The sequence below is a fragment of the Mesorhizobium sp. ZC-5 genome (genome assembly GCF_025753855.1).
Lineage (GTDB): Bacteria > Pseudomonadota > Alphaproteobacteria > Rhizobiales > Rhizobiaceae > Neomesorhizobium.
Window position 1 is genome coordinate 114,461 of record NZ_JAOWPT010000006.1, and the last position, 26,690, is coordinate 141,150.

25 protein-coding genes are annotated in these 26,690 nt (G+C 63.7%); 11 read left to right on the top strand and 14 right to left on the bottom strand.

Going from position 1 to position 26,690, the window contains the following annotated elements:
• Nucleotides 1-59: 59 nt before the first annotated feature.
• From OHD58_RS18015 to OHD58_RS18030, 4 genes are all read right to left on the bottom strand, one after another.
• Nucleotides 60-404, bottom strand: a complete 345-nt coding sequence (locus OHD58_RS18015) for an ArsR/SmtB family transcription factor (RefSeq protein ID WP_263804796.1) — start codon at nucleotides 402-404, stop codon at nucleotides 60-62.
• A 159-nt stretch (nucleotides 405-563) separates the two neighbouring features.
• On the bottom strand, nucleotides 564-1,343 hold the full coding sequence (locus OHD58_RS18020) for a HugZ family protein (RefSeq protein ID WP_263804797.1): 780 nt from the start codon (nucleotides 1,341-1,343) through the stop codon (nucleotides 564-566).
• A 35-nt stretch (nucleotides 1,344-1,378) separates the two neighbouring features.
• Entirely contained in the window at nucleotides 1,379-2,548 is a 1,170-nt protein-coding gene (locus tag OHD58_RS18025) for a CaiB/BaiF CoA transferase family protein (protein ID WP_263804798.1), read from the bottom strand.
• Nucleotides 2,549-2,793: 245 nt separating this feature from the next.
• Entirely contained in the window at nucleotides 2,794-3,555 is a 762-nt protein-coding gene (locus tag OHD58_RS18030; RefSeq protein ID WP_263804799.1) for a 3-hydroxyacyl-CoA dehydrogenase, read from the bottom strand.
• Between the two features lie 184 nt (nucleotides 3,556-3,739).
• On the opposite strand from OHD58_RS18030, the gene OHD58_RS18035 reads away from it, so the two are divergent.
• From OHD58_RS18035 to OHD58_RS18045, 3 genes are all read left to right on the top strand, one after another.
• The gene (locus OHD58_RS18035; protein ID WP_263804800.1) at nucleotides 3,740-4,468 is read left to right on the top strand and encodes a hypothetical protein; all 729 of its coding nucleotides are present in this window, start codon (nucleotides 3,740-3,742) and stop codon (nucleotides 4,466-4,468) included.
• 866 nt (nucleotides 4,469-5,334) lie between these two features.
• On the top strand, nucleotides 5,335-5,679 hold the full coding sequence (locus tag OHD58_RS18040) for a hypothetical protein (RefSeq protein ID WP_263804801.1): 345 nt from the start codon (nucleotides 5,335-5,337) through the stop codon (nucleotides 5,677-5,679).
• Between the two features lie 326 nt (nucleotides 5,680-6,005).
• Nucleotides 6,006-6,950, top strand: coding sequence for a hypothetical protein (locus OHD58_RS18045; RefSeq protein WP_263804802.1), 945 nt, complete (start codon nucleotides 6,006-6,008; stop codon nucleotides 6,948-6,950).
• Between the two features lies 1 nt (nucleotide 6,951).
• On the opposite strand, the gene OHD58_RS18050 is transcribed toward OHD58_RS18045, so the two are convergent.
• Both OHD58_RS18050 and OHD58_RS18055 read right to left on the bottom strand, forming a co-directional pair.
• Nucleotides 6,952-8,721, bottom strand: a complete 1,770-nt coding sequence (locus tag OHD58_RS18050; protein ID WP_263804803.1) for an adenylate/guanylate cyclase domain-containing protein — start codon at nucleotides 8,719-8,721, stop codon at nucleotides 6,952-6,954.
• A gap of 103 nt (nucleotides 8,722-8,824) precedes the next feature.
• On the bottom strand, nucleotides 8,825-9,703 hold the full coding sequence (locus OHD58_RS18055; RefSeq protein ID WP_263804804.1) for an AraC family transcriptional regulator: 879 nt from the start codon (nucleotides 9,701-9,703) through the stop codon (nucleotides 8,825-8,827).
• Nucleotides 9,704-9,872: 169 nt separating this feature from the next.
• On the opposite strand from OHD58_RS18055, the gene OHD58_RS18060 reads away from it, so the two are divergent.
• Complete coding sequence (locus OHD58_RS18060; protein WP_263804805.1) at nucleotides 9,873-10,355, top strand: YkgB family protein; 483 nt, start codon at nucleotides 9,873-9,875, stop codon at nucleotides 10,353-10,355.
• 98 nt (nucleotides 10,356-10,453) lie between these two features.
• Here the strand turns inward: OHD58_RS18060 and OHD58_RS18065 are convergent, their stop codons facing one another.
• From OHD58_RS18065 to OHD58_RS18085, 5 genes are all read right to left on the bottom strand, one after another.
• On the bottom strand, nucleotides 10,454-11,290 hold the full coding sequence (locus tag OHD58_RS18065; RefSeq protein WP_263804806.1) for a class I SAM-dependent methyltransferase: 837 nt from the start codon (nucleotides 11,288-11,290) through the stop codon (nucleotides 10,454-10,456).
• A gap of 74 nt (nucleotides 11,291-11,364) precedes the next feature.
• Nucleotides 11,365-11,670 carry an ATP-dependent Clp protease adapter ClpS gene (gene clpS / locus OHD58_RS18070; RefSeq protein ID WP_263804807.1) on the bottom strand — a complete coding sequence of 102 codons (306 nt, stop codon included), beginning with the start codon at nucleotides 11,668-11,670 and terminating at the stop codon, nucleotides 11,365-11,367.
• A gap of 140 nt (nucleotides 11,671-11,810) precedes the next feature.
• The gene (locus tag OHD58_RS18075) at nucleotides 11,811-14,075 is read right to left on the bottom strand and encodes a xanthine dehydrogenase family protein molybdopterin-binding subunit (protein WP_263804808.1); all 2,265 of its coding nucleotides are present in this window, start codon (nucleotides 14,073-14,075) and stop codon (nucleotides 11,811-11,813) included.
• On the bottom strand, nucleotides 14,065-15,123 hold the full coding sequence (locus OHD58_RS18080; protein WP_263804809.1) for an FAD binding domain-containing protein: 1,059 nt from the start codon (nucleotides 15,121-15,123) through the stop codon (nucleotides 14,065-14,067). Before OHD58_RS18080 ends, OHD58_RS18075 begins: the two co-directional genes overlap by 11 nt.
• On the bottom strand, nucleotides 15,120-15,617 hold the full coding sequence (locus OHD58_RS18085) for a (2Fe-2S)-binding protein (RefSeq protein ID WP_263804810.1): 498 nt from the start codon (nucleotides 15,615-15,617) through the stop codon (nucleotides 15,120-15,122). The genes OHD58_RS18080 and OHD58_RS18085 overlap by 4 nt, the downstream gene beginning before the upstream one ends.
• A gap of 203 nt (nucleotides 15,618-15,820) precedes the next feature.
• Between OHD58_RS18085 and OHD58_RS18090 the strand changes: the two genes are divergently transcribed.
• The 3 genes from OHD58_RS18090 to OHD58_RS18100 all read left to right on the top strand — a co-directional run bounded on the left by OHD58_RS18090 (nucleotide 15,821) and on the right by OHD58_RS18100 (nucleotide 19,903).
• Nucleotides 15,821-16,399, top strand: a complete 579-nt coding sequence (locus OHD58_RS18090; RefSeq protein WP_263804811.1) for a TetR/AcrR family transcriptional regulator — start codon at nucleotides 15,821-15,823, stop codon at nucleotides 16,397-16,399.
• Between the two features lie 120 nt (nucleotides 16,400-16,519).
• Nucleotides 16,520-18,433, top strand: coding sequence for an adenylate/guanylate cyclase domain-containing protein (locus OHD58_RS18095; protein WP_263804812.1), 1,914 nt, complete (start codon nucleotides 16,520-16,522; stop codon nucleotides 18,431-18,433).
• A gap of 165 nt (nucleotides 18,434-18,598) precedes the next feature.
• Nucleotides 18,599-19,903 carry a glucoamylase family protein gene (locus OHD58_RS18100; protein WP_263804813.1) on the top strand — a complete coding sequence of 435 codons (1,305 nt, stop codon included), beginning with the start codon at nucleotides 18,599-18,601 and terminating at the stop codon, nucleotides 19,901-19,903.
• A 24-nt stretch (nucleotides 19,904-19,927) separates the two neighbouring features.
• Here OHD58_RS18100 and choV read toward each other — a convergent pair whose 3' ends face one another.
• The 3 genes from choV to choX all read right to left on the bottom strand — a co-directional run bounded on the left by choV (nucleotide 19,928) and on the right by choX (nucleotide 23,023).
• Nucleotides 19,928-21,112, bottom strand: a complete 1,185-nt coding sequence (gene choV / locus OHD58_RS18105; protein ID WP_263804814.1) for a choline ABC transporter ATP-binding protein — start codon at nucleotides 21,110-21,112, stop codon at nucleotides 19,928-19,930.
• Nucleotides 21,109-21,963: a choline ABC transporter permease subunit gene (choW, locus tag OHD58_RS18110; RefSeq protein WP_263804815.1), complete on the bottom strand. Its 855-nt coding sequence runs from the start codon at nucleotides 21,961-21,963 to the stop codon at nucleotides 21,109-21,111. The genes choV and choW overlap by 4 nt, the downstream gene beginning before the upstream one ends.
• Nucleotides 21,964-22,081: 118 nt before the next feature.
• Nucleotides 22,082-23,023: a choline ABC transporter substrate-binding protein gene (choX, locus tag OHD58_RS18115; protein ID WP_263804816.1), complete on the bottom strand. Its 942-nt coding sequence runs from the start codon at nucleotides 23,021-23,023 to the stop codon at nucleotides 22,082-22,084.
• Between the two features lie 217 nt (nucleotides 23,024-23,240).
• Between choX and OHD58_RS18120 the strand changes: the two genes are divergently transcribed.
• The 4 genes from OHD58_RS18120 (at nucleotide 23,241) to OHD58_RS18135 (ending at nucleotide 26,685) form a co-directional block, all read left to right on the top strand.
• Nucleotides 23,241-23,855, top strand: a complete 615-nt coding sequence (locus OHD58_RS18120; protein ID WP_263804817.1) for a thymidine kinase — start codon at nucleotides 23,241-23,243, stop codon at nucleotides 23,853-23,855.
• A gap of 158 nt (nucleotides 23,856-24,013) precedes the next feature.
• Nucleotides 24,014-25,102 (top strand): hypothetical protein, encoded by a 1,089-nt coding sequence (locus OHD58_RS18125; RefSeq protein WP_263804818.1) that lies wholly within the window; start codon nucleotides 24,014-24,016, stop codon nucleotides 25,100-25,102.
• Between the two features lie 22 nt (nucleotides 25,103-25,124).
• On the top strand, nucleotides 25,125-26,270 hold the full coding sequence (locus OHD58_RS18130; protein WP_263804819.1) for a hypothetical protein: 1,146 nt from the start codon (nucleotides 25,125-25,127) through the stop codon (nucleotides 26,268-26,270).
• The gene (locus OHD58_RS18135) at nucleotides 26,263-26,685 is read left to right on the top strand and encodes a hypothetical protein (RefSeq protein ID WP_263804820.1); all 423 of its coding nucleotides are present in this window, start codon (nucleotides 26,263-26,265) and stop codon (nucleotides 26,683-26,685) included. Before OHD58_RS18130 ends, OHD58_RS18135 begins: the two co-directional genes overlap by 8 nt.
• The last annotated feature ends 5 nt before the right edge of the window (nucleotides 26,686-26,690 follow it).

Consider the following 26,690-nt stretch of genomic DNA (forward strand, 5'->3'; position numbering starts at 1 on the left):
ATATGCCGGAGGGAAGCCGGTGCCGGACGTCGGGAGATGGGCCTCGCTTCAGCCGAAGGTCAAGAGCGGACCGCGGCAAGGGCTGGCCTTGCCGGCTTCTTTTCTTCCTCGGTATCGCCGAAGATGTCGTCCAGCGTCAGGAACAGGCGGCGCACCTCGACCGACTTGCAGCTGTAGTAGATCATCTGCCGGTCGCGACGGGTCTCCACGAGTTGCAGGCTGCGCAGCTTGGCGAGATGCTGGGAAAGCGCCGACTGGCTCAGCGACACCTTTTCCGCGATGGCGCCGACCGACAGCTCGCTCTCAAGGAGATGGCTCATGATCGCCAGCCGCTTGCTGTTGCCCAGCAAGGTCAAAAACTCGGCCGCCTTGTCAGCGTTCCGGATCAGCTCTTTGGAAATCATCAAACCCCCATGCTTCTTCTCTCAATCGGGCGCTAGGGGGCAATAGCACCTGAAAGTTGCAACCTGTCCGCGCGTATATGCACGACCTCGAATACAGGTATCACATTGCAACCTAATCACTTTCGTTCAAAGCACAAGTCAGCCAAAACGCACTTTTCATCACATCTGCGGAGCGCTCTCGGCGAGTTTCCGGCGGCCGGCTGCGGCAAGTTCGACCAGGACTTTGCGAAGATCCCGGGCATCGGCCAGCGGCTCCGGGAAGAACAGGCGCCGCGTTTCGTCGCCGGCCGCCAGGTCCAGTCCGTCCGCGTCGATGCCGGTGATGCGCCAGCTTGCTTCGCCGGCGCCGCAAAAAGCCCGCGCATACACGGAAATCGCGTCAACGTGGTCGCTATTCATGTGTTCAACCGCCGATTGCTCCGATTCGGCAAGGTTTTGCGCGACGGACGTTTCGGCAACCAGGTCGGAGCGGCCGAGAAGATAAGCCTTGCCGAAGCCGCCATTCAGGCTGGCGCGCGCGGGCTCCAGCCGGAAGAAATGGAAATCGCCAAGCCCGGCATAGAGTTTCGCCTTGGGATGGCGGTTCAGATAACGCCGCTCGGCCCGCGCCCGCTCGGTCGTCTCCGTCTGCAGTTGTAACGCATTGCAAGAAATCGTGATTCTGGGATGGGCGAGCGGATCGCCCTTTCCGGGCTCGCCGACCAGCAGCGAGCAGCGCGAATCGGCGATCAGCGCCCTTGTATGGGAGGAGAGCATCGAGACGAGAATCAGCGGCGTTCCGTCGATATCGGTGGCGGTGCCGACGCGGCTCGCCAGCGGCGCGCCGGTCTCGGGATCGAGCACCGCGATCGCCCCGTAGCGTGCCGTGCGGATCAGCGTCCTGGCGAGGCGGATCGCTTCCGCGTCGGTCTCGCGGATGACGTCTTTTTTCTTTTCCACGCCGGCTCCATCAAATGATGAGATATTTACTCCAGTTAATCACCGATAACCCCCGACCGCGCAAGCGCCGATGTGGCTTCCGCGTCCAGGCCAAACCGCTCGAGAGCGGCCGCAAGGCTTTGCGGGCCGGGCTCGGATGGATGGGAAACCTCGCCTGGCGTGCGCGAGAATCGCGGCGCCGGCGCCGGGCGCCGCAGGCTTCCCGCCATCACATGGGTCTGCCGCGCCTGGGCATGCGGATGGTCCGGCGCCTCAGCCAGCGACAGCACCGGTGCGACACAGGCATCGGTCGGCTCGAAGATCGCCGCCCATTCGTCGCGGGTCTTCTGCCCGATGCGCGCGACGATTGCCGCTCGCATCTCGTCCCACAGCGTCGCGTCATATTGCGCGGCCGCGAATTTATCGTCGAGTGGCAAAAGCCGCGCGAATTCGGCGAAGAATTGCGGCTCCAGGCAGGCCACCGCGACATGCCGGCCGTCGGCGGTCTCATAGGTGTCGTAGAACGGCGTGCCGGAATCGAGCAGGTTCACGCCCCGGCGGTCCTTCCAGAAGCCGGTCGCCAGGAAGCTGAAGAAGGGGGCCGCCAGCATCGAGGCGCCGTCGATCATCGCGGCGTCCACCACCTGGCCCTTGCCCGAGTGCGAGCGCTCGAACAGTGCCGCCAGCATGCCCATGATCAGGAACATGGTGCCGCCGCCATAGTCGGCGGCGAGGTTGAGTGGCGGCACCGGCCTGCCGTCCTTCGGGCCGATCGCGTGCAGGACGCCGGAATAGGCGAGGTAGGTGAGGTCGTGGCCGGCACGCGCGCTGAGCGGCCCGTCCTGGCCGAAGCCGGTCATGCGGCCGTAGATCAGCCGCGGATTGCGCGCCATTGCCTCGGCCGGCCCGAGCCCCAGCCGCTCCATCACGCCTGGCCTGAAACCCTCGACCAGCAGGTCCGCCTTTTCGATCAGGTCGAGCATCAGCTCGATGCCCTCCGGCCGCTTCAGGTGAACCTTGACGACGTCGCGGCCGTGGCGGTCGAGGTCATAGTCCGGCGGCACGACGAGAAACGGCTTGCCGCTCTCCTTGCGCTCGATGCGGACGACATCGGCGCCGAGTTCGGACAGCATCAGCCCGGCCAGCGGCACCGGCCCGAGCCCCGCCATCTCGATGATTTTCAAGCCGGCGAGAGGGCCGGGTTTTTGTGCCGGTTGCTTGTTCATGTTGCGTTTGCTTGCCATCGACCGCGCGCAGATGGTGCAGTATCCCCTCTCCGGTTTGCTTCGCAAACCACCTCTCCCCATTTCATGGGGCGAGGAACCGCTGCAGCGATGCCGGCGCCTCTCCAGCTTGGGTTCCTCGCCCCCGCAAGGCGGGGGAGAGGTGGCTCGGGGGAAGCCCGAGACGGAGAGGGGGTATTTTTCGATCCATTGCCTGCCTTAACGGAAAGACCGCTGGCCGCACCGTATCACTTCGGCGCCATGCGGATCGCGCCATCGAGTCGGATCGTTTCGCCGTTCAGCATCTGGTTCTCGACGATGTGCAGCGCGAGTGCTGCATATTCCGACGGTTCGCCGAGCCGCGACGGGAACGGCACGGCGGCACCCAGCGAATCCTGCACCTCCTGCGGCATGCCCGCCATCATCGGCGTCTTGAAGATGCCGGGCGCGATGGTGACGACGCGGATGCCGGAGCGCGCCAGGTCGCGCGCCACCGGCAGCGTCATGCCCACCACGCCGCCCTTCGACGACGCATAGGCGGCCTGGCCGATCTGCCCGTCGAAGGCGGCCACGCTCGCCGTGTTGACGACGACACCGCGCTCGCCGCTCTCCAGCGGCTCCAGTTTCTGGGTGCGGTCGGCGACGAGCCGGATCATGTTGAAGGTGCCGATGAGGTTGACCTCGATCACCTTGCGGTAGGTATCGAGCGGATGCGGGCCGTCCTTGCCCAGCGTCTTGGCGCCGATGGCGATGCCGGCGCAATTGACCAGGATGCGCGGCTCGCCAAGCCTTTTCGCCACCTCGGCCACCGCCGCCTCGGCACCCTCGGCGCTCGACACGTCGCATTTGACCGCGATGCCGCCAATATCGGCGGCGACCCTCTCGGCATTCTCGACGCCGACATCGAGCACCGCCACCTTCGCTCCCTTCGCGGCAAGCGCCCTGGCGGTCGCCTCGCCCAACCCCGACCCGCCGCCGGTAACGATCGCGATATGGCCTGATGGGTTCATTTTTACGCTCCTCCGGGTGATGGGTTTGTCCGTTGCGGATAGCGTATGCGGAAGGAGGAGGGAAGGGTGGTGACGTTGGTGTGGGGAAGGGGTGCTCAGCTTGCAGGCACTATAGACATAGTAAGCCATTCTTGATCTTATAAAAATCTGTAAAGTGAAGTAGAGGTGAAGAGGGTGGGGGATAATGCGTTCAACGACCGTTTGCACGATTTTTATCTACTTTGTATCGAGCGAAATCTCATTTGCGGAATGCTCGTTAGAGAATTTTGATAAAACGTTGCCTCGAGCGATTAGCAGCGACGTTGATTCTCCCGATGGGAATTTTACTTGGTCCTCCGACTTTGATCGGAAGGACGGTCTTAGCTGGGTGTGGAATTATATAAAGAACACACACGCAAGTTCTGATCTTAATGTGTCTTGGCCGAAGGCGGGCTTAGAGCAATCTTTTGTAAAGCCGCTTCCCCATGGAGAAACGTTCTGCGCAGAATATCCGGTCACGGGACTTGAGGATAACGATATCGACGACGACGCACCTATTACTTATGGAGCCAGAAATACCAAGCAACGAGCTGCCGTTTATGCAAAAAAAGAAACCGCTGAGCTGGATTCCCGGCGGTTCATAAGTAAGATTTCTTCCGCTTATAGAAATGATGATGGATTGGTAAAGCCGATTGAAATTGAGGTGTCATACGCCGTCAAAGACGGAATAATAGAAGAGATTAACATATTAAGCCAAGATAACTTGTATGTTTCAATAGGCGCATACCAAAACGTCTGGTCGGAAGCAACTTATGATAGCTTAATTGGTGTTGCAAAATCTCAAGATATCGATTTTATCATCGAACCGCTTGCAAAATTTGCTAAAGGAGATGTTTCAAAGGATTTTTACACCAATTTAAAAAGATCCAAATGAGCCTGCGATATTTGTGAAAGGAACGATAAAAGAATTTGGGATTGGCGAAAAAATATTGTCCACAAAGCGTCAGCAATTAGTGATATTTGACGAGAAACAGAGCCCTATACTCGCCTCGTACGTCACACTCCCTGTAACAGCTTTTTCTCCACAATGACCATTATGGACTTTACGATCGCTGGGAGTCTCTCCGCTGCTGGGCTAGTAATGTCAAACCTCGGCTTGACCGTCCCTGCTGGCTTTGAAGCCCTTCATTTCATTAGTGCAACTGCGATGGCAAGCGGATATGTGGTTGGAAGAGAATTATCAAACAAGACATACTCATTTATAAAGGCGCCAGTGATGGTATTTTTTCTTTCTATAGTTTCTTGTTTATGCTGTTTGTTATATTACTTTTCTATTAGTTATCTATCTCCAGGAATTTTTGCAACAATTGTACTATCTGCTTTAAGTTTTTTTACTTTTTTCCCGTTTTCACTATTACTTTCCATGGCCCGTTCGAGATAACGTTTCGTGCATACCCCTTAAGCGAGCGAGCTACATCGCTCTGCCTGAAAGAAAGCCTGCCTGAAAGAAATTATCAGCATCCAGGAATTTTTCCTCTTTTCCGCTTTTCAACCGCCCTTGCCATCGTCCTCTACAACTTGAGGAGTAGAAGGAATGCAGCGATCGAGAAACCGGGCCCCAAGCCCCCGCTACCTGTGGCGCCATCTCCACCGCGCCGTACTGCGGCTGCTGTGACCTGCCAAGTCTGCTGTTAGGTAACCACTCACCGCATCGCCAAGCTTTCCAGTAACGAACGTTCCGTCTTGGCGGTGAAGCGCGAACCCGCTAGGAACGAAGCCCCTCCCTTACATGGCCATGGCATGACACAGAAAACGACGGCAGCGGCTCTTCTCCTGACGGCGGCAATCGCTGGATGCACCACGTCGCCGGCCGATTATGCAACCGCACTGCCCAGCCAGGACCCGAAATGGCTGTCGCCCGAATGCCAGGAAATCCGGATGGCGGCGGCGGGCTACGCGGGCGGGGAACGGCCGCTCTACTGGTCGGCCGGCGCGCTGCTCGGCCCGTACGGGCTCGCCATCGTTGCGGCCGGCAAGGACCATCAGGCAAAGCAGAGAAAGCTGTTCGTCCGCGACATGCACCTGAAATGCTCGAGCCAGCCATTGCCGAAAGAGCTGGCGTCGGTCAGCCCGCCCGGCGCATAGGCCGAAGGCCGTCAAGCGCGCTGAAGTGCCAGAAAATCACAGGAGAGGGGCCCGAGAGCTGCCGGAAGCTTTCCTTCGGTCAGCAGCCGGTCAGGATTTTCTCCTTGTTTGTCCACGTCCCTCCAGCCTGGGTTCCTCGCCCCCACGAATGTGGGGGAGGTGTCGAGTGAAGCGAGACGGAGAGGGGGTCGCATGCTCTCAACCTGTACGTCGCTGCGCCCGCTGTCAGCACTTGTCAGGAATGTTTTCCCAAGGCTTATCCACCCCCCTTCAGGCGCCCGGCATAATCCTCGCCAGTTTGCATGGGCAAGAAGGAAACGCGGACGATGGACTGGACCCTGGCGATCGAGAGGAACACGGAGGCGCTGAAGCGCATCCTGGCCACGCTCGTCGCCATGGCGGAACTCGGAGGACAGTTTACTTTGTTTCCGCGGAAAAGCGCGCTGCCTCAGGGTCCGGCTCTGGCGGAAAAAAGTAAACTGTCCCCTGCATTTACCCTGCCGCGCCATCTCCACACCGCCGTGCTCCGCCTGCTGCGGCCCGCCGAGGCTGCGACACGGCGGCTCATCATCGTGGCCGCGCGTGGCATCGTCATGCCGCCGCCGTCGCCGCCCCGCCCGCGCAAGGCGAAGCCCGCGCCGACCATCCTGCGCAACGGCGTCGGCACCGGCATCGTGATGCCGGTTGGCTTTCCTGGACCCCTATCGCTCAAGCGGGCGGGGGGCGCCGACGTTTCAGTATACCCCTCCCCCTTGAGGGGAGGGGTAAGGGGTGGGGGTAGGGACGCATCTGCTCGGCCGCTCGCCCTCCCCCTGTTCGACCGGCTGCCGCGCTGGCATAGCCACCCACGCCGCCCTATCGCCAAAAGCGTGCCGCGCATCTCGGTGCCCGGCTACACCACGCCATCTCCCATCGTGCCCCGGCGTCCGCCCATGCCAAACGACCCGGTCGACGCCACGCGCCTCGGCCTGCGGTTCGCGGCACTGGCATCTGCCCTCGACGACCTGCCGCGCCAGGCAAACCGCTTCGCCCGCTGGCGGGCGCGCCGCGATGCGATCATCGCACAGGACAGAAACCCCGATGTCGCCGCGCCAACCGGAGAAACCCGTCGCAGCCGCCCACATCGCATCTGGCCGCTGCGCCCCGGCAGGCCGCCCGGCCAGCACCCCAGGCAGGGCCGGAAAAAATCCCGCCACGAGGTCCACGAAATCCTGAAAGACCTGCACGGCCTCGCCTTCGACGTGCTGGAGGAGCGCCGCGATACTTCGTGACTTACTGTTCCCTTAGCCCCGCCTTGCGCAACGCGCCGAGATAGCGGTCCATGATCGCCGGGTCCTTCCAGGGAACCCCGGCGCGGGTGCTGGCGATGGTCGTGCCCGGTGCTACGGCGAGCAGGCCTTCGAGCGCGGCTTCAGCCTTCGCGGCATCGCCCTTTTGGCCGTAGCTCGCGGCAAGCAGCCGGTGCGCGGTGGGAAAATCCGGCTGCTGATGAATGGACTTCAGGGCCCATTCGGCGGCCTCCTCGTAGCGCTCCTCGGAAAATTCGGCGAGGCCGAAGAACGCATAGGTCCAGCAGTTGGCGGGGTCGCGCGGGCTGAGCCGCAGCGCCCGGGTCAGGTACTCGCGCGCCTTGGCGCCCTCGGAGGTGAAGGCGTAGTAGCCGCCGCCCCACATATAGGGGAAGGCGAGGTTGGCGTTGAGCCGGAGCGCGGTTTCCAGCCGGCGCGGGGCGTCGTCGAAATCGCGCGTGAACAAGGTCACCACGCCGAGGATTGTGTGGGCCTCGGCGTCGCGCGGGTCGATCTCGACCGCCGCGCGGGCCATCTCGTGGGCGCTGGCCAGCGATTTCAGCGGGTTGCCGCTCCAGCCGTAAAGCACATCCCAGATGTCGCACATGGCATGCACGACGCGGGCCCGGGCCATTCGGGGATCGAGCCCGATCGCCTGGGTGGCAAATTTCTTCGCCTCGGCGCTGTCCTCCACGGTCAGCCGCCAGGCGTGCCAGTTGGCGCGCATGACCAGATCCCAGGCGCCCATGCCGGCCGGGTCCCTGCGGCGGGCGCGCTGCATTTCCGCGCCGATGAGTTCGGGCGCCACGACGCCGACGATGCTGGTGGTGATCTCGTCCTGGACGGTGAAGATGTCGTCGAGTTCGCGGTCGTAGCGCTCGGCCCAGACGTGGTTGCCGGTGCTGGCATCGATCAGCTGGGCGGTGATGCGCACCCGGCTGCCGCCCTTGCGCACCGAGCCTTCGAGCACGTAGCGGACGCCGAGTTCGCCGGCCACCTGCTTCACGTCGACGGGTTTGCCCTTGTAGGTAAAGGTCGAGTTGCGGGCGGTGACGAAGAACGCCTGGTTGCGCGCCAGCTCGGTGATGATGTCCTCGGAAATGCCGTCGGCGAAATATTCCTGGTCGCGCTCGGGGCTCATGTCCTGGAACGGCAGCACGGCGATCGCCGGCTTGACGGCGCCGGAAGAACCGGCCGGCTGGCTCTCCATGCTGTCGGCCATGATCTCCAGGCGGACGCGGTAGATGCGGACCGGCTTGCGGATGTTCTTCACCTGCTGCTCTCCAAGATTGTCGAAGGCGATGTCGAGCTTGCCGACCACCTGTTCGAACACGCTGGCGGAAATGAAGATGCCGCCGGGCTCGGCCAGCGCCTCGAGGCGCGCCGCGATGTTGACGCCGTCGCCAAGGATGTCGTCGCCGTCGATCACGATGTCGCCGAGGTTGATGCCGGCACGATATGCGATGCGATGCTGGCGCGGCACCTTTGCCTCGAGCCTGGCGATGCCGCGCTGGATGCGCACCGCGCATTCGAGCGCGTCGACGACGCTGCCGAATTCGACCAGGAGACCGTCGCCCATGGTCTTGGCGATGCGGCCGGAATGTTCCTTCAGGACCGGGTCGATGACCTCCCGGCGATGAACCTTCTGGCGGGCGATGGTGCCGGCTTCGTCGGCTTCCATGTGCCTGGAGTAGCCGACCATGTCGATTGCCAGCACCGCGGCGAGCCTGCGTACCACGCGATCGGTGGGCAAAACTGTTCCTCGCTGAAACGCACCGGCACCTGTTTACGTCCCCGGCAGGCCCAAGTCCATGCGGCAGCACCGGGCCGACCCGAATATGCTTGACGGGAAACGTTCAGCCTTGCGTGGCCTGGCGCAACTCGCCGGGCACCACGCCGAGATGCGCCGCGAACTGGCGCCGGAAATGGCTGAGGTTTTCGAAGCCGATCGACCAGGCGATCTCGCGCACCGGCAGGCGGGTGGTCATCAAGAGCCGCTTGGCGAGTTCGATGCGCCGCGCCAGGATATATTGATGCGGCGCCAGCCCGGTCGCCTTCTTGAAGCAGCGCACCAGATGGCAGGGGCTGAGCCGCGCCAGTCCGGCGAGGTCGTCGAGGCTGATCTGTTCGGCAAGGTTGTCCTCGATAAAGCCGGCCAGCCTCTGGAGCAGCCGGGCGTCCATGCGGGCGCCGGCGAAGCGCGACCGGCCAGGCTCGATGCCGTATTGCAGCGTCAGAAGCCGCTCGGCCAGGATATGCGCCAGCCAGGCCGCTTCGGTATCGCAGAGTTCCAGGCCGCCCATGCAGGCGCGCCGCAACACATGGGCGACACCGAGCACCACGGGATCGCGGCCGAACTCGAGCGATGCCTGGCCTTGCAGGGTCGGCTGCAGTTCGAAGTCAGTAATGCCGGCAGCGCGCGCCGCGTCGGCCAGCAATGCCGGCGACGGGTACATCTCCAGCGTGTCGCTGTATTCGCCGACATGCAGCAGCGTCGTCGGCTCGGCGCCGACCACATACATGGAGCCCGGCGGTGCGTCGATGCGATGTGTCCTGCCGGCATGCTCGAGCGCTACCGCGGAATGGGAGGAGAACACCACCTCGATGCGGTTGGCGCGGGTGGGTGCTGCGCCATCGAACGGCGGCAGCCAGGAATACTCGACCTCAAGCGCGGGCCAGCGAAGGTTGATCCGCCGCGATCCCTTCAGCACCTGCTCGACGTCGACGGCCTTCATGGGGCTTTCGATGAAGCCATTTCGTGTGACCTCTTTCCTGTCGACGACAACCGGCATCCGCCTGCCGGCTGACGACAAAAACAGACCTCCCGCGCGCGGCGGCACCATGGCATATTCAAAAGCATTTCGTCACGGTCCGATTTTGCGAAGTTCAAGACTGGTCACCGACATGGATGCATCGAAATCACAGGACGCCCCGGAAGCAGCCGGCACCCTGCAGCGTCTCGGCCGCGGCATCGCGCTGGCAGGCGTCGTACTGCCGCTGCTGCTGATCGGCGGGCTGAAATTCACCGCGGTCGAGATCGAAGGGCTGAAGCCGCTGATCGGCGGTACGCCCTGGCTGGCCTGGATGTACCCGGTATTCGGCGAGGCGGGCGCCTCGTATTTCCTCGGCGTGGTCGAGATCGCCACGGCGCTGCTTTTGATCGCGTCACCATGGTCGGCACGCGCCGCAGTAGCGGGCGGGTTGCTCGCCGCCATCACCTTCCTCGTCACCTGCTCGATCATGGTCGCGCTGCCGATCTGGGAGCCGAAGGCCGGAGGGTTTCCGGCGCTCGGCTTCCTCGGCCAGTTCCTGATCAAGGACATCGCACTGCTCGGCATCTCGCTTGTGGTGCTGGGCGAGGGGTTGGCGCGGCTGAAAGCACGCTGATGCATGTCGCCCGAGGGTCCCCCGGTTTCGGGGCAACGACATGCATCAAATCAAGGAATCCGAAGCGCGGCTGGTGAATCCTGTTCGGCGCGACGCGCTTAGGGGCGCCGCGCCGTCACGATCCAGCACGCGGCGCCGAGAAAGACACCATCCGGCGTTTCATAGTCCTTCAGCGTCTTGCGGATTTCGGCGAAGGCCGCCTCGGCCTTGTCCGGATGCTTGCGGACCAGGCTGCCGACACCGCCCATCCTGAAGATCTCCATCACCTCGTCGAGGTCGCCGCCGCCGGTCCTCATGTCGAGCGGAGAAATCGCGATATCGGAAAACCCGGCATGCGAGAGAACCGACCGCGTGTGGTCCGGTTCGGCGAACGAGAAGGTGCTGGATGGTGTGGGCGGCTGCGTTCCGATGGTGCGGAATGCCGCCTGGAGCGGCACGGTTACCCATTCCACCTCGTCGCGGGTGCGCCAGCAGACGAAGGCAAGGCGTCCGCGGGGTTTCAGCGCTCGGCCGAGATTGGCGAAGGCGGCGATGGCGTCCTCGAAGAACATGACGCCGAAGCGCGAGAAAATGCCATCGAATTGTTCGCCGCCGAAATCGAAGGTCTGCGCGTCGGCCTCGATGAAACGGACATTGGGGAGGTTTGCCGCGGCGGCGTGGTCGCGGGCCACCGCGAGCATCGGCGCGGAAATATCGGCGCCAAGCACGGACCCCTGAGGCCCGACCGCCCGCGCCAACTCCAGCGTCGCGTGTCCGCAACCACAGCCGACATCGATCAGCCGCTCACCGGGTTGCGGGGCAAGCGCATCCATAGCGCGCTCGCCAAGCGGGGCCACCTCGCGTTCCAGCGCCGCCTGCAGCCGGATCCATGCCGGTGCACCGACCTCGGTCCAGTAGGCGATTTCCTCGGCATTGGGTTTGGGCGCATCGGCCATTCGGCGTTCCTCCTCCAGGGCCGGCGGAAGATGCGCGAGCGAAATTCATAAGGCAAGCGGTGGGCGGGCAGGCCTTATTCTTCCGGCTCCGTGGTGAATTGCAGCGGGTAACCCTTCGCCTTGCCGGCCTCGGTGGCGCGGGTGGCCTTGGTTTCGGCGACGTCCCTGGTGAACACCGCGACGACGCAGACGCCGCGCCGGTGCGCGGTGATCATGATCTTGTGCGCCAGATCCTCGCCGACGTGGAATTCGGCCTTGAGCACGGTCACGACGAATTCGCGCGGCGTGAAATCGTCGTTGAGCAGGATAACCTTGTGCAGCTTCGGCCGCTCGGTCTTCGGGCGAACTTTCGTGCGAGGTATGATGAGGGAGTCTGGCATGGCAGCGACAATGGCAGCGTGTCAGTGAAGTTTCGCACATCCGGCGCGGTCGGTCCACCTTCCTTCTGGAGGCCGCAGGGGCGGCAAGGGTTCACCCCAGCCGCCCGCATGGATTGAGCTCAGTCCCCGGATGCCGGAGGTTACGTCCGATCGACGAGCAGATCCTCGATGCGGATCGGGAAACGCCGGACGCGCACGCCGGTGGCATGCCAGACCGCGTTGGCGATCGCGCCCACGGTGCCGGTGATGCCGACCTCGCCCACACCCTTCACGCCGAGCGGATTGACGTAGGGGTCATCCTCCGGAATCAGGATCGCGTCGAGCGAGGGCACGTCGGCGTTGACCGGTACATGATACTCGGCAAGGTCGGCATTCATGATCCTGCCAGTCCGGCGATCGGCGATCGCCTCCTCCTGCAGCGCGAAGGACATACCCCAGATCATGCCGCCGAAATACTGGCTGCGCACGAGACGGGGATTGATGATGCGGCCGGCCGCGAATGCGCCGACAAGGCGGCTCACGCGTACCTGGCCGAGATCGGGATCGACTTTCACCTCGGCGAAGACGGCGCCGTGCGAAAACATCGCGTGAGCCTCCGCAATCGCCGGGTCGCGGGCTGCCTTCGCCGTGCCGACCACCTCGGCGCGGCCGGCACGCGCGAGAATCTCGGCATAGCTTTCGCTGCGCCCTTCATCGTCGTGGCGATGAAGCCGGCCGGAGCGCGCCGCCACGCCGATATTGCCGGCGCCGAAAAGCGGCGACGCGGGATCGGCGGTGGCGATCTCGGCAAGCCTGGCGATCGCGTCCTCTCCGGCATTGTGAAGCGCCAGCCCGGCGCTGGCGGTATGGCCGGAGCCTCCGGCGATGCCACCATCGGGCAGGCTCGATATGCCGGAATGCAACTCGACCTGATCCGGGTCGAGGCCGAGCGCTTCCGCGGCGATCTGGGCAAGTGCTGTCCATGCGCCCTGTCCCATGTCGGCGCCCGCGGTCTCCACCAGTGCGGTGCCGTCGGCACGCAAGGTGGCGCGCGCCTCCGCGGGGAAATGCGGGCAGTGGAAAACCGCCGTGCCCATGCCCCAGCCGACGAGGAAACCGTTCTCGTCCCGCATCCGGCGCGGCTCGAGCGGCCGACCCGACCAGCCGAAGCGTTTGGCGCCTTCGGCATAGCATTCGCGCAGTGCCTTGGACGAAAAGGGCCGGCCGGTGCCCGGCTCGGTCTCGGCGTAATTGGCGAGCCGGAACTCGAGCGGATCCATGCCGCAGGCAATGGCTGCCTCGTCCATCGCGACTTCGAGCGCGGCCGATCCGGACGCCTCGCCCGGCGCACGCATCGGTCCCGGCGTGCCTATGTCGAGCCGCAGGCCCTCATGCTCGGCAAGGATTGCAGGGCTCGCATAAAGCGGGAGCGAAGCGTTGGCAGCCGGCTCGATGAACTCGTCGAAGCTCGACGTGGCGCAAAGCGCCTGATGGTGGAGGGCGGTGAGGCGACCTTCGTTATCCGTGCCGATGCGCAGTTTTTGCCAGGTGTGGCCGCGATGCCCGACCGGGCCGTACATCTGCGTCCGGGTGAGCGCCAGCTTGACCGGCCGCTTGAGCATGCGCGCCGCCAGGATTGCCAGGATCTGCGGCCCGTTGAGAATCGCTTTCGAGCCGAAGCCGCCGCCGAGGAAGGGAGAGCGGATGAGCACATTCTCGGCCGGAATGCCGAAATAGGCCGCATAGGACGCGCAACTCAGCGCCAGCGCCTGGTTGGGCATGTCGAGCGTCACGCGGTCGCCGTCCCACTCAGCCACGACCGCGTGCGGCTCCATCGCATTGTGGAACTGCTGCGGCGTGACATAGTCGGCCTCGGTCACGCGGGTGGCGGCGGCAAGGCCGGCCTCGATGTCGCCGTGGGCCGTGCGTGGCGGCGCGCCGACGCCGACCGCGGCAAGGCCGAAACGCTCACCGCTCTCGAGGCCCGTGCGCGCGATGTCGATGTCGTATTGCGGGTTGAGGAGTGCTGCCCCTTCCGTTGCCGCCTCCAGCGTCTCGGCGATCACCAACGCGATCGGCTGGTTGACATAGCGGACGGTGTCGTCTTGCAGCACTTCGACCCGGAACCCGAACGGCGGCATCTTCACGTCGGGATCATGCGCCAGCGGAGGCCGGTTGGCCGGCGTCAGAACCTCGACGACACCGGGATGCGCCTTCGCCGCGGCGACATTGAGCGAGGTCACGCGGCCACGCGCGATGCGGCTGACGGCTGTAACGGCATAGAGCATGCCTTCGGGGTGGTTGTCGGCGGCATAGGTCGCGCGGCCGGTGACCTTGAGCACGCCGTCGCGGCGCGTCAGCGGCTGTCCGGCATTGGACCCGTGCCTACGGTGCTGAGCGGATGGGGAAGCGGTTTCAAGCGACATGGTTTGCTCCGGTAATTGTGGAGAAGGGCGAGGCCGGCAGCGCGGGCATGAACTCGGGCGTCCCTTCCAAGGCAAGGCTTAGCGCGCGCACGACGATGCGGCGCGCCAGTTCGATCTTGAAGGCGTTGTCGCCGGACGGCCGCGCCTCGGCGAGCGCCAGGTTGGCGGCCATGGCGAATGCTTCGGGGCTGGCCGTCCGGTCTACGAGGAGAGCCTCGGCGTCGCGTGCGCGCCAGGGCTTGGCAGCGACGCCGCCCAGCGCAATGCGCGCCGCGCGGATCACGCCGTCCTCGATCTCGAGCGCCGTTGCCGCGGAGACGACGGCAAAGGCATAGGATGTGCGCTCGCGCAGCTTCAGGTAGCGGGCATTGCGCGAGAAGGCGGCGGCTTCCGCCGGGAGCCTGATCGCCACGATCAGTTCGCCGGGCATTAGCGCCGTCTCCTGCTCCGGTGTCGAGCCGGGCAGCATGTGCAAGGTATCCAGGGCGATCTCCCGGCCCCCATGCGGGCCTTCCACCTCGACCACCGCATCCAGCGCCACCAGCGGCACGCAGAAGTCGGAGGGATGGGTGGCGATGCAGTGCTCGCTCCAACCGAGGACTGCGTGGAGGCGGTTTTCGCCCTCCAGCGCGTCGCAGCCGGAGCCAGGCACCCGCCGGTTGCAGGCACCGGCGAGATCGTGGAAATAGGCGCAGCGGGTGCGCTGCATCAGGTTGCCGCCTACGGTCGCGGCGTTGCGAAGCTGCGCCGACGCGCCCGAGAGCAGCGCCTCAGCGACGGAAGGGAAGGTGCGCGAGAGGCGCTCGTCATAGGCGAGATCCGAATTGCGAACCAGCGCACCGATGCGCACGCCGCCGTCCGCCAGCCATTCGATGCGGTCGAGGCCGGGCAGCCGCGTGATGTCGATGACCCGCTCGGGCCGTGCGGCGCCCCCCTTCATTAGATCGACCAGATTGGTGCCGGCCGCGAGATAGGCTGATCCGGGCACGGCCGCTGCCGCCACCGCCTCAGGCACGCTGGCCGGGCGGATGTAATCGAAACGGTTCATGCCGCGGCCCTCCGATTGCGTTCGGCAAGGATCTTCTGCGCTTCCAGCACCGCCTCGGTGATGCCCTGGTAGGCGCCGCAGCGGCAGATATTGCCGCTCATCAGTTCCTGGATGCGCTCGGGATCGGCTCCCGCATGACCTTCGGCGATGAGACCGACGGCGCTCATGATCTGGCCCGGGGTGCAGTAACCGCACTGGAAGCCGTCATGCTCGATGAAGGCGGCCTGGACCGGATGCAGCGTCTCGCCTTCGGCCAGCCCCTCGATGGTGGAAACCTCCGCCCCGTCGAGGCTGGCAGCCAGTGCCAGGCATGAATTGACGCGCCGCCCATCGACGAGCACGGTGCAGGCGCCACATTGGCCGCGGTCGCACCCCTTCTTGGTGCCCGTCAGGTCGAGCCGCTCGCGTAAAAGGTCGAGCAGCGTCACGCGTGGATCGTCGAGTGTGACCGTGCGCGGCTGACCATTGATGGTGAGGCCGATGGAGAGTGACATCATGGTACTCCATTCAGTGTTTGTGATGTATGGATCGAAGTCGCCGGGTGGCGGCAAAGGATGCGAGCGCGGGGAAGATCTGGCGCGAACGGTCTGTCGGCCCTGACCGGGAATGCGTGCCTTCGTGCGTTTTCCCGATGCGCTACCTATTTATACGGAGGATGCCTCCGTTTATCAAGGGGGAAATGCCCGGTTTGGAAAAAATGGGATCGGAAAGCGTAAAAACAAGCCGCAAGCAGCGCGCGGATTCGATCCGCAACCGCGAGCTGCTGCTCGAAGCGGCGACGCAAATCTTCAGCGCCGGCGGCCCGCAGGCCAGCCTCGAGGCTGTCGCGCGCCAGGCTGGCGTCGGGATTGGCACGCTCTATCGTCACTTTCCGACGCGTGAGGCATTGTTCGAGGCCGTCTACCGCCACGAGGTTGACCTGCTTGGCGGGCTTGCCGAAGAGCTTGCCCACGACGGCGATCCGGTCGAGGCACTGCGCAAATGGCTGCATGCCAACGTCCGGCTGGTGGCTACCAAGAAGGGAATGGTCGAGGGGCTGCAGCTCGTCGCGCACGGCTCCACCGAACTGAAAGCCTATTCCTTCGAGCGCCTGACCAATGCGATCGGCCTGCTGCTCGATCGGGCGGTCGCGGCGGGCGAGATACGCGACGACATCTCGCCGGAAGACCTGCTGCGCACTCTTGTCGGCATCTTTTATTCGCAGGGCATGGTTGAGTGGCAGCCCACCGCGCTGCGGCTGGTCGACATCTTCGTCGACGGGCTGCGCAAGCGCTGAGGCCCAATCCACGAGACGCCGCCATGACGGCGAACGAACATCTGCCCGCACCGAACCGTGATTGGTCCGTGAGGGGCGGTCCATGTTAAGTGCACACTGCGGGGCAATCGAGGGTTCGCCATGGAACGCAGGCTTGCCGCGATCGTTGCCGGCGATATCGTCGGCTACAGCCGGTTGATGGCGGAAGACGAGGCGGCGACTTATGCGGCGCTGCGTTCGGCCTTCGACGACCTGATCACGCCCGCTGTGCAGCGTCATGGCGGCCGTACGTTCAAGAGCACCGGCGACGGATTTCTGGCGACGTTTCCAAGCGTCAACGAAGCGCTCGACGCGGCGATAGAAATCCAGGCCGGCTTCGAAGAGCGTCCTTTCGATCTCCGCATCGGCGTCAATCTCGGCGACGTCATCGAGGACAATGGCGACATGTTCGGCGACGGCGTGAATGTCGCGGCGCGGCTGGAAGCGATCGCCGATCCCGGCAGCATCTTTGTCAGCGCAGCGGTCGTCCGCGGCGCCGACAGGAACCGCGGCGAGCACTTTTCGCGTGTCGGGCGGCGGCACATAAAGAACATCCGCGAATCCCTTGATGTCTATGCCGTCAGGTTGAAAGGCGGCAGGAAACCCGTGGCGCACTGGCTGCCGCGGGCGATGCGCGGCAGGCGCGCCATGTTCGCCTACGCCACTAGTGCTGCGGCAATTGCGCTTGTCGCCGTCGCTGCCAGCGACACCGCGCGGCTTGAGGCGGTGACTGCCGGCTTCACCCAGAATCTCGCCGAGTTGGCGGGCATCGAACGCGCCGACGCCCGGCCTGCGGTCGCGGTGTTGCCGTTCGATAACATGAGCGGCGATGCCGAGGAGACCTATTTCGTCGACGGCCTGACCGAGGACATCATCACGGAACTCGCCCGCAATCCCGAATTGCAGGTGATCGCGCGCAATTCGACATTCGCATTTCGCGGCCAGCCAACCGATACACGGCAGCTGGGCCAGAGGCTGGGCGCCGGCTACATCGTCGAGGGCAGCGCGCGGCGGGCCGGCGATCAGTTGCGCGTCGTGGCGCAGCTTATCGACACGCGCAGCGGCGCCCATCTGTGGTCGCGCAGCTACGATCGCCGCGCCGACGATGTCTTCGCAGTGCAGACCGAGCTGACCTCGGAAATCGTGGCGCACCTCGTTTCCTATGTCCGGCAATCGGAAGTCGCCGAATCGGCGCGGCGGCCGACGGAAAACCTGCAGGCCTACGACCTCGTTCTCCAGGCCCGCAACCGCTACAAGCACGGCTCCGGCGATGGTGAAGCCCTGCTTGCGTCGCGGGCGCTGTTGCAGCGGGCTCTGGAACTCGACCCCGGCTATGCGACCGCCCGCGCGAATCTCGGACTGACCTACATCGCCGATGCGGTTCAGGGTATCAGCGGCCGCGCCACCAAGGCCGATATCGAGACCGGTCTCAGCGAAGTGCGGCAGGCAATCCGCCTCGATCCCAACCTCGCCATCGGCTACCAGGCGTTGAGTTTCGGGCTGGCGGCCAGCGCCGACTACGAAGGGGCCATGCAAGCCGCGCGCCGGGCAGTGGAACTCAACCCGAACGATCCGGACAGCATGATGGCGCTGGCGAAGGCCCAAGTCCGATTCGGCGACTACGCCGACGCGGTAGCCAACGCCGAGCGCGCGCGGCGCCTGCATCCGCTGGCGCCCGAATATTATACCTACGTGCACGGGCAGGCGCTCTACGCGGCGGGACGCGTCGACGAAGCCGAGGCCGTGCTCAACGAATGCCTGATGCGGGCGCCGCAGGAGCAGGACTGCCTGCTGATCCGCGCGGCGTTACTGGTCGGCCAGGGCGAAATCGACCAGGCACAGGCGACGATGGCGCGGCTGGTTGCCGCCAACCCGCAGTTCTCGCTGGCCGGGGAACGCGACTACCGGCGCTTCGGCAATTCACCCCTGATGGACCGGTTCCTCGCCGACCTCGCGCGGGCCAAGGCGCCGGCAACGGCAGCGCGCCAGCCGCGGGTGGCGGCAACGGCGACCTAGAACAACCCCTCAAGCGATTGCGTTGACCACAGGTTTTGCGGGTGCGCGGAGCGGTTCGCCCTTGCCGATGGCTATTCTCCATCCCACGTTGATCTGCGAGCAGGGCTTCGTTGCCCGATGAAAAACCAGGCGGCGGCCTTGGGGCGACGGAGACCATCACCACCAATGGATGCATCGGCCAACATCGAACTGCTGAGCGATGAACTTCTGCTCGACCTCCAGCGCCTTTCCTTCGACTATTTCCTCAACGAGGCGAATGCGGAAAACGGCCTGATCCCGGACCGCAACCGCGAAGGCTCGCCGGCCAGCATCGCCGCGGTCGGCATGGCGCTGACCGCCTATCCGGTCGGCGTCGAGCGTGGTTACATGACGCGCCGGCAGGCCTGTGAGAGGACGCTCGCGACGCTGCGCTTCTTCCACGACAGCCCGCAAGGCCCTGAACCCGATGCCACCGGCTACAAGGGTTTCTACTACCATTTCCTCGACATGAAGAGCGGCCACCGCGTCTGGAAGTGCGAGCTGTCGACGGTGGACACGGCGCTGCTTATTGCCGGCGTTCTCGCGGCCGGCGCCTATTTCCAGGAGGACGATCCGGACGAACTGGAGATCAGGCAACTCGTCGACGCGCTCTACCGGCGCGTCGACTGGAACTGGGCGCAAAACGGCGGCGCGACCGTGACGCATGGCTGGCGGCCGGAGAAAGGCTTCCTGCGCTATCGCTGGGAGGGTTTCGACGAGGCGCTGATCCTCTACGTGCTGGGGCTTGGCTCGCCGACGCACAGGCTGCCGCCGGAAAGCTATGCCGCCTGGCTGTCGAGCTACCGCTGGAAGACCATCTACGGCCGCGAGTTCGTCTATGCCGGGCCGCTGTTCATCCATCAGTTCTCGCACATCTGGATCGATTTCCGCGGCATCCGCGACGCCTGTATGCGCGAGCGGGGCAGCGACTATTTCGAGAACAGCCGCCAGGCAACCCACGTGCAGCGGGAATATGCCATCCGCAATCCGCGCGGCTTCAAGGGCTACCATGCCAACAGCTGGGGTCTCACCGCCAGCGACGGGCCAGGGCGGCTGAAGCGGCGTATCGACGGCGTCGAGCGCCGCTTCTTCGACTACCGCGCGCGCGGCGCGCCCTTCGGACCCGACGACGGCACGCTGTCGCCCTGGGCGGTGGTGGCGTCGCTGCCCTTCGCGCCGGAGATCGTGCTGCCGGCGCTCCGACATTTCCACGACCTCGACCTGAAGAACGGCAACCCCTATGGGTTCACCGCGAGCTTCAATCCGACCCTGGAAGCGGCGACCGGGCGCCCATGCGGCTGGACATGCGACGACCATGTCGGCATCAACCAGGGGCCGATCCCGCTGATGATCGAGAACCATCGTACAGACTTCGTCTGGAAGCTGATGCGGGAATGCCCGTATATCGTCGATGGGCTGCGAAGGGCCGGGTTCAGCGGAGGGTGGCTGTGAGGACGCGGCCGTTCGGCAGCGACATCACCTCCGCAACACCGCGCTCAGCACGTCCCGTACGCCGATCGCGCCCATGAACCGCGACTGCTCGTCGAAGATGGCGACCGGCGCGGTGTGCGAGCGGTGAATGGCGAGCATCACCGTCTTCAGCGAGGTGCCGGGCTTCGCCCAGAAGACGATCGACTCATCCTGTGGCGGGGTTTCGATGTCGTCGCAGGAGACCCACTCGACCGGCTTGCCGTCGCGCTCGGCGGCGGCGACCAGGCCGTTCTTGTCGATCTTGAAGCGGGTGGTCTGGCGGCGGTCGAGCCACAGCCAGCCGCCGCGGCCGGCCGATTCCAGGTCGCGGCGGTCGCGCATGACATTCCAGGCGGTCAGCACCGACAGTGGGTTCACGTTGGCGATGAAGTCGCGGACGTAGTCGTTGGCGGGGCGCAAGACGATGTCTTCCGGCGCGCCGGTCTGGACGATGCGGCCGCCCTCCATGATGGTGATGTGGCTGCCGATCTTCAGCGCCTCTTCGAGATCGTGGCTGACGAAGATGATGGTCTTCTTCAGCGTCTTCTGGAGCTGCAGCAACTCGTCCTGCAGCTTGGTGCGGATCAGCGGGTCGAGCGCCGAAAACGGCTCATCCATCAGCAGGATCGGCGCCTCGGTGGCGAAGGCACGGGCCAGGCCGACGCGCTGCTGCATGCCGCCCGACAGCTCATGGGCGTATTTCTTCGCCCACGGATCGAGATTGACCAGCTTGAGCTGTTTTTCGACGCGCTCCTTGCGCTCCGCCTCCGGCATGCCGGCCAGTTCGAGGCCGAGCCCGACATTTTCCTCGACCGTACGCCAGGGCAGCAGGCCGAACTGCTGGAACACCATGGCGACCTGGTGCTGGCGCAACCGCCGCAATGTGGCCTCGTCGCAGGAGACGACGTCGACCATCTTGTCTCCGTCCTTGACCAGCACCTGGCCGCGCGAGACGATGTTCAGCCGGTTGACGGCGCGCAGCAGCGTCGATTTTCCGGAGCCGGAGAGCCCCATAAGGACCGAAATCTCGCCCTCGTTGACGGTGAGGTTGGCGCCGGCACAGCCCAGCACGTTGCCGGTCTGCTCCAGGATTTCGGCGCGTGTCGCGCCCTTGTCGATAAGCGCCAGCGAGCCGGACTGATCGGTGCCGAAGACGATATCGACATTCTTGAAATCGACCGCGACGTTCATTTCTTGTCTCCCACGCCGATGCGGGTCATCCGGTCGAGCACGATGGCCAGAACCACGATGGCGAGGCCGGCTTCAAGGCCGAGGTCGATGCGGCGTGAACCCAGCGCCCGGTTGATCTCGGTGCCGAGGCCGCCGGCGCCGATCAGGGCCGCGAACACCACCATCGACAGCGACAGCATGATGCACTGGGTGAGGCCGGCCATGATGGTGGGCAGTGCCGCCGGCAGTTCGACCTTCCAGAGCAACTGGCTCCTGGTGGCGCCGAACGCCTCGCCTGCCTCGATGATCGCCTTCGGCACCGAGGTGACGCCGAGATGGGTGAGGCGCACGGCGGTCGGGATGACGAAGATGATGGTGACGATGAGGCCGGGCGCGTTGCCGAGGCCGAACAAGGTGAGCACCGGGATCAGGTAGACGAAGGTCGGCAGCGTCTGCATCAGGTCGAGCACCGGCAGCATGACGCGGTAGACCTTCGGCTTGTGGGCGGCCCAGATGCCCAGCGGCACGCCGATCGCCATCGAGGCGGCGGCAGCGGCGACGACCAGCACCAGCGTCTCGACGGTCTGTTTCCACAGGCCCTGGTTGATGATGAAGAGCAGGCCGAGCGCAACGCCGATGGCCAGCGCCTTCGAGCGCTGCAGATACCAGGCGAGCAGTGCGATCAGGGCGACGACCAGCACCGGCGGCAGCAGCAGGAGGGTGTCGACCAGGCCGTCGAGGACGAAATTCAGGCTGTTTGAAAAGCCGCGGAAGATGGCGTTGAAATTGTCGGTCAGGAAAGTGAAGAAGGCCTTGCCCCAGGCGCCGATCGGGATTTTCCAGGCTGCCAGGAATTGCGAAATCGGATCCATTGTTTCCCCTCACTGCCGCGGACGGCCATCGGTCGCCCGGTCATCATCTTGTCACAGGATATGAAAAAGGGCAGCCCCCGGGCTGCCCTTCGATCGTTTCGGCGCAAGCAATGCCGGTTCAGCCGCCGAGCGCGGTCTTGACTGCCGCCGCTGCGTCGCCGCCGTCGATGGTGGTGACGCCGGCAAGCCAGGGAGCGACGGCATCCGGGTTCGCCTTCAGCCACTCAGTCGCGGCCGTGTTGGCGTCGCTGCCCTTCAGGATAGCGTCCATGATGACGCCTTCCATTTCGAGGTTGAATTTCAGGTTGGCGATGAACTTGCCGACATTCGGGCATTCGGTGAGATAGCCCTTGCGGGTATTGGTCTCGACCGTGGCGGCGCCGAAGCCGCTGTCACCCATGCCGTCGAGATAGGTGATCTTCATCTCGCCCATCACCGGATGCGGGGTCCAGCCGAGGAAGACGACCCACTGGTTGTCCTTCATCATTTGTTCGGCCTGGGTGAGCATGCCGGCTTCCGAGGATTCGACCAGTTCGTACCCGGCCAGGCCGCTGTCCGACTTGCTGATCATATCGAGGATGATGCGGTTGCCGTCGTTGCCGGCCTCGATGCCGTAGACCTTGCCGTCCAGCTTTTCCTTGTTCTCGGGCTTGGCGAGATCGGCCAGTGTCTTCACGCCGGCATCCGCCATGTAGGTCGGCACCACGAGGCCGTAGCCGGCACCGTCGAGGTTGCGGGCGACGGTTTCCACCGAACCTTCGGCGCTATAGTCCTTGATGTCGGCGGTCATCGACGGCATCCAGTTGCCGAGAAAGACGTCGAGATCGTTGTTCTTGAGCGAGGCGTAGGTGACCGGGACCGAGAGCTGGATGACTTCGGGTTCGTAGCCGAGCGCGGTCAACAGCACCGAGGCAACGCCCGTGGTGGCCTGGATATCGGTCCAGCCGACATCCGACAGGCGCACCTTCTTGCAGCTCTCGGCATCGGCGGCAAACGCCGCCCCCGAGGAAAGAATTGCCGCCAGCCCCAGCGAGGCGGCGAATATTTTCATGCGCGACATGTCATTTCTCCCATTGGAATTCTTCTTACGGTGCGGAGTTACGGTTTTTCTTCCGCCCGGGTTCTTCAAGCCAAACATCATTTTGAGGCCGATTCAAGCGGCATCGCTTGGCGAGCCGCGCCGCCGGCTGGTCTTGCAACGACAGGCCGGCGTGTTTTTCGGTGGACGCAGGCCGCGGCCTATTCCCCGGGCGGGTGGGCATTGCATAAAAGGGGCGATGGCCAAGCTCTATTTCCACTACGCGACGATGAACGCCGGCAAGACGACGATGCTCTTGCAGGCGTCATACAACTATCGCGAGCGGGGCATGGCGACGATGCTTTTCATCGCCGGGCACTACCGCAAGGACGACAGCGCCGGGACGATTTCCTCACGCATCGGGCTGGAGGCGGAAGCCGAGCTGTTCCGCGACGGCGACGACCTTTTCGCCCGCATCGATGACCATCAGAGGCATGGCAGCGTGCACTGCGTCTTCGTCGACGAAGCGCAGTTCCTCGAGGACGAACAGGTCTGGCAACTGGCCAGGGTAGCAGACCGCCTGAACATACCGGTGATGTGCTACGGGTTGCGGACCGATTTCCAGGGTAAGCTGTTTTCCGGCTCGCGGGCGCTGCTGGCGATCGCCGACGAACTACGCGAGGTGCGCACCATCTGCCGCTGCGGCCGCAAGGCGACGATGGTGGTCAGGCTGGGGCCCGACGGCAAGGTTGCCAAGCAGGGCGCGCAGGTGGCGATCGGCAAGGACGTCTATGTCTCGCTGTGCCGGCGGCACTGGGAAGAGGAGATGGGACGGGTCGGAGCAGAGGATCTTGTCGGATTCACCGGCGGCTGAGTGGATGCTGGACTGCCTGCGCCAGCAACGGCAAATCTAAAGCATCACCTCTTCCGATTTTTTCTTTTCTCCATTTCACAATTCCAACGCCTTTCATTCGCTAATTCACCCACATATATTCGCTCAACTCGACCTGTGGCTGTGCTTGGAGGAACTCGATGGCAACCTTGCAGAATTTCGATCAGGAAATCGCGAAGACCAAGCAGGTCGTCGAGGAGATGCGGTCGAAGATCGAGCAGTCGGGCACCGTGCTCGAAACGCTCGCCAAGGCCGACAAGAAGATCGGCTCCGTCGATTTCGACATCGAAAACGCCCGCATCGAGGACGTGCTGAAGCAGCAGAAGGTGATGGAAGGCAACATCGCCGACCTGATCATCGGGCTGGAGGACGCAACCAACGTCTTCGGCACCGAATTCGAGAGCATGAAGAGCTTTACCGGCTGGGAAAGCTTCATCGGCATCTTCTCGGACCAGCGCAAGCAGCGCATGCGCACCGACCGCGTGCGCAACATGTCGCTCGCCGGCAACCTGCAGGAGCTCTTGTCCAAGTCCGACACCATCGTCGGCATCCTGAAGGCGCAGAAGCAGGTACTCGATTCCCGCTACAAGACCTCGGAGGCGAGCCTTTCCCAGGTCATCGAGCGCCGCAAGGTGACGATGGACAACCTGACCGCGACGCAGAAGCGCATCGAGGAGCTGAACCCGCTGCTGCTCGACATCGAGAACAAGATCGCCGCGTCGACCAACCAGAAGGAGCGCACCCAGCTCGAAGGCGAGCGCTCGAAACTGGCTACCGAATACAACGAGAAGCAGGCCAAGGAGCAGGAATTGCTGGCCGAGAGCCAGACGCTCGAGCGCTACACCTCGATGTTCCAGACCTTCGTCGATTCGCTCAACAACCAGATCGCGGCGCAGAACACGCTGATCAACAAGCTGACCATCGACACCGAACAGCGCATCGTCCTCTACAAGGCGCTCGAGGATTCGCTGAAGACCGCGGCACAGCAGGACGTTGCCCACAAGATCAACACGCTGGGCAGCCAGGTCGACACCACAGCCGAGGAAACCATGGCCGGCATAGGCGCGGCGGCGCAGAAGCACATCGGCGACCTCCTCGAAATGCACGAGAAGAACATGGTGGCGACCGGCGACATCCAGCGCCGCAAGAAGCTCGCCGACGATGCCTTCGCGCGCCGCTTCGAAGAGGTGATGCGCAAGCACAACGCGGCGGACTATGTGAAGGTGTGACCGCTAACGACGCCTGCCTTTCATGACACCGGAAAACGAAGCCGCTACGCGCTATTTCGACGCCATCGCTTCGGCGTTGAAGGGGCTCGAGATATTCATGCGCGACGACCGTTCGCCGCTCTACCGGCACGGCATCGTCGCCAAGATCGTCGCCGAATATATCGCGCGGCTGGAGAAATCCTTCTCGTCGTGGCGCAACCGGCTGGGCTTCATGGAAAGCTTCCGGATATCGCGCGCCGACAGCGGTTTTCCGCTGTTCCAGAACCTGCTGGAGCTGGAGAACGACAGGCGCCAGGCGCCGAAGCGGCTGGCGAACATCCCCGAACCCGGCATGCTGCGCTCGGAAATGGCCGACTTCATCCTGCGCCACAAGGAATTTCCGGCCGCACTTCAGAAGACGATGGCCGAGCGGCTCTATCTCGAAGACATCAAGGACGGCGAGACCTTCGGGCCGTTCACGCTGGCGCAGACGGCCAAGGTCTCGGTCAATCCGAAGACGATGCGCCCCTATTACCTCGTCCACTGGGCGTCATTCGACGGTACCGCCAACCTGCCGCTGATCTACATGGCCACCGTCGAGGATTCGTCCGAACCCATGATCAGCCAACTGGTCGACGACAACGGCAAGATCAATTCCAGGGTCGACATACCGCTGCCGGTCGACGGGCTGCTCAATCCCGAACTGGCGCACCGTTTCGACGATTTCACCGAGAAGAACTCGGCCTACACGCTGTCGCCGGCGACGATCGCCAGCAATCTCGACAAGGATTTCGAGACGTTGCACCCCAAGCAATTGCGCCGTGTCGTGCTCGGGCCGTTCTATTCTGCCGGCATCACCGAGAACAATTCGACGGTAACGGAGGTGCTTTCCAAGGTCCGCAAGCCGGAAAACGCCTGGCTGCTCACCTGGACCATCCAGGAAGTGTTTTCGAAAGCGGAGAAGCCCGGCCGCAAGGGCCTGTGGTCGAGCGAGAAGGCGACGCAGGAGTTTTTCATCAACACCGACGACCTCGAGGCGGCGCGGCAGGGCGTGTCGAGCTATGAGAAACATGCGCTGATCCCACACGAGGCCTACCAGGCGCTCTATGCGGCGGGCGAGGCGCAGAAGATCTTTTCCGGCTACAAGGTGCATATTCTGTCCAAGGGACAGGTGATCAGCGATGTCTAACGGCGAAAATTACCCACCGAGCGCTTATGCGATTTGGGTAACTTCGCATCGAAAAACATCGATCGTTGCCCTCAATTGCATCGCGTGGTTCATCGCGCTGGCAGTTATCAGATTGGTGCCCGACTCAGAATCCCATGTAGCAGCTACGGTGTTGTCCGGGGTTCTTGGGACAACAATGATGCCCAACAAATGGAACCGATCCAACTTGCTGATTGCAGTATCCGGTGCTGTCTCAACGGCACTGCTCGTAGCCGTTTATGGCCAGATCACTGGTGTTCGGATAGGTATGGTTTCAGGAAATCCGGGGACCATGATCGGGTTTGTTGCAGCGTCGACTACGGCTTATCTTATGCTATTCGCTTTGATTTACTCGGTCGTGTTAGGCGAGAATTTTATTAGTAAAAAAAGATCATAGCGGGG

Bases quoted from the DNA above. Each gene is read 5' to 3' on its own strand.
- OHD58_RS18060 (WP_263804805.1), top strand. From the start codon at position 9,873: ATGGATGCATCGAAATCACAGGACGCCCCGGAAGCAGCCGGCACCCTG.
- OHD58_RS18080 (WP_263804809.1), bottom strand. From the start codon at position 15,123: ATGAACCGTTTCGATTACATCCGCCCGGCCAGCGTGCCTGAGGCGGTG.
- OHD58_RS18120 (WP_263804817.1), top strand. From the start codon at position 23,241: ATGGCCAAGCTCTATTTCCACTACGCGACGATGAACGCCGGCAAGACG.
- choX (WP_263804816.1), bottom strand. From the start codon at position 23,023: ATGTCGCGCATGAAAATATTCGCCGCCTCGCTGGGGCTGGCGGCAATT.
- OHD58_RS18030 (WP_263804799.1), bottom strand. From the start codon at position 3,555: ATGAACCCATCAGGCCATATCGCGATCGTTACCGGCGGCGGGTCGGGG.
- OHD58_RS18100 (WP_263804813.1), top strand. From the start codon at position 18,599: ATGGATGCATCGGCCAACATCGAACTGCTGAGCGATGAACTTCTGCTC.
- OHD58_RS18085 (WP_263804810.1), bottom strand. From the start codon at position 15,617: ATGTCACTCTCCATCGGCCTCACCATCAATGGTCAGCCGCGCACGGTC.
- OHD58_RS18135 (WP_263804820.1), top strand. From the start codon at position 26,263: ATGTCTAACGGCGAAAATTACCCACCGAGCGCTTATGCGATTTGGGTA.
- OHD58_RS18055 (WP_263804804.1), bottom strand. From the start codon at position 9,703: ATGAAGGCCGTCGACGTCGAGCAGGTGCTGAAGGGATCGCGGCGGATC.
- OHD58_RS18125 (WP_263804818.1), top strand. From the start codon at position 24,014: ATGGCAACCTTGCAGAATTTCGATCAGGAAATCGCGAAGACCAAGCAG.
- OHD58_RS18065 (WP_263804806.1), bottom strand. From the start codon at position 11,290: ATGGCCGATGCGCCCAAACCCAATGCCGAGGAAATCGCCTACTGGACC.
- choW (WP_263804815.1), bottom strand. From the start codon at position 21,963: ATGGATCCGATTTCGCAATTCCTGGCAGCCTGGAAAATCCCGATCGGC.
- OHD58_RS18040 (WP_263804801.1), top strand. From the start codon at position 5,335: ATGACACAGAAAACGACGGCAGCGGCTCTTCTCCTGACGGCGGCAATC.
- OHD58_RS18090 (WP_263804811.1), top strand. From the start codon at position 15,821: ATGGGATCGGAAAGCGTAAAAACAAGCCGCAAGCAGCGCGCGGATTCG.
- OHD58_RS18035 (WP_263804800.1), top strand. From the start codon at position 3,740: ATGCGTTCAACGACCGTTTGCACGATTTTTATCTACTTTGTATCGAGC.
- choV (WP_263804814.1), bottom strand. From the start codon at position 21,112: ATGAACGTCGCGGTCGATTTCAAGAATGTCGATATCGTCTTCGGCACC.
- OHD58_RS18075 (WP_263804808.1), bottom strand. From the start codon at position 14,075: ATGTCGCTTGAAACCGCTTCCCCATCCGCTCAGCACCGTAGGCACGGG.
- OHD58_RS18130 (WP_263804819.1), top strand. From the start codon at position 25,125: ATGACACCGGAAAACGAAGCCGCTACGCGCTATTTCGACGCCATCGCT.
- OHD58_RS18025 (WP_263804798.1), bottom strand. From the start codon at position 2,548: ATGAACAAGCAACCGGCACAAAAACCCGGCCCTCTCGCCGGCTTGAAA.
- OHD58_RS18095 (WP_263804812.1), top strand. From the start codon at position 16,520: ATGGAACGCAGGCTTGCCGCGATCGTTGCCGGCGATATCGTCGGCTAC.
- OHD58_RS18015 (WP_263804796.1), bottom strand. From the start codon at position 404: ATGATTTCCAAAGAGCTGATCCGGAACGCTGACAAGGCGGCCGAGTTT.
- OHD58_RS18045 (WP_263804802.1), top strand. From the start codon at position 6,006: ATGGACTGGACCCTGGCGATCGAGAGGAACACGGAGGCGCTGAAGCGC.
- clpS (WP_263804807.1), bottom strand. From the start codon at position 11,670: ATGCCAGACTCCCTCATCATACCTCGCACGAAAGTTCGCCCGAAGACC.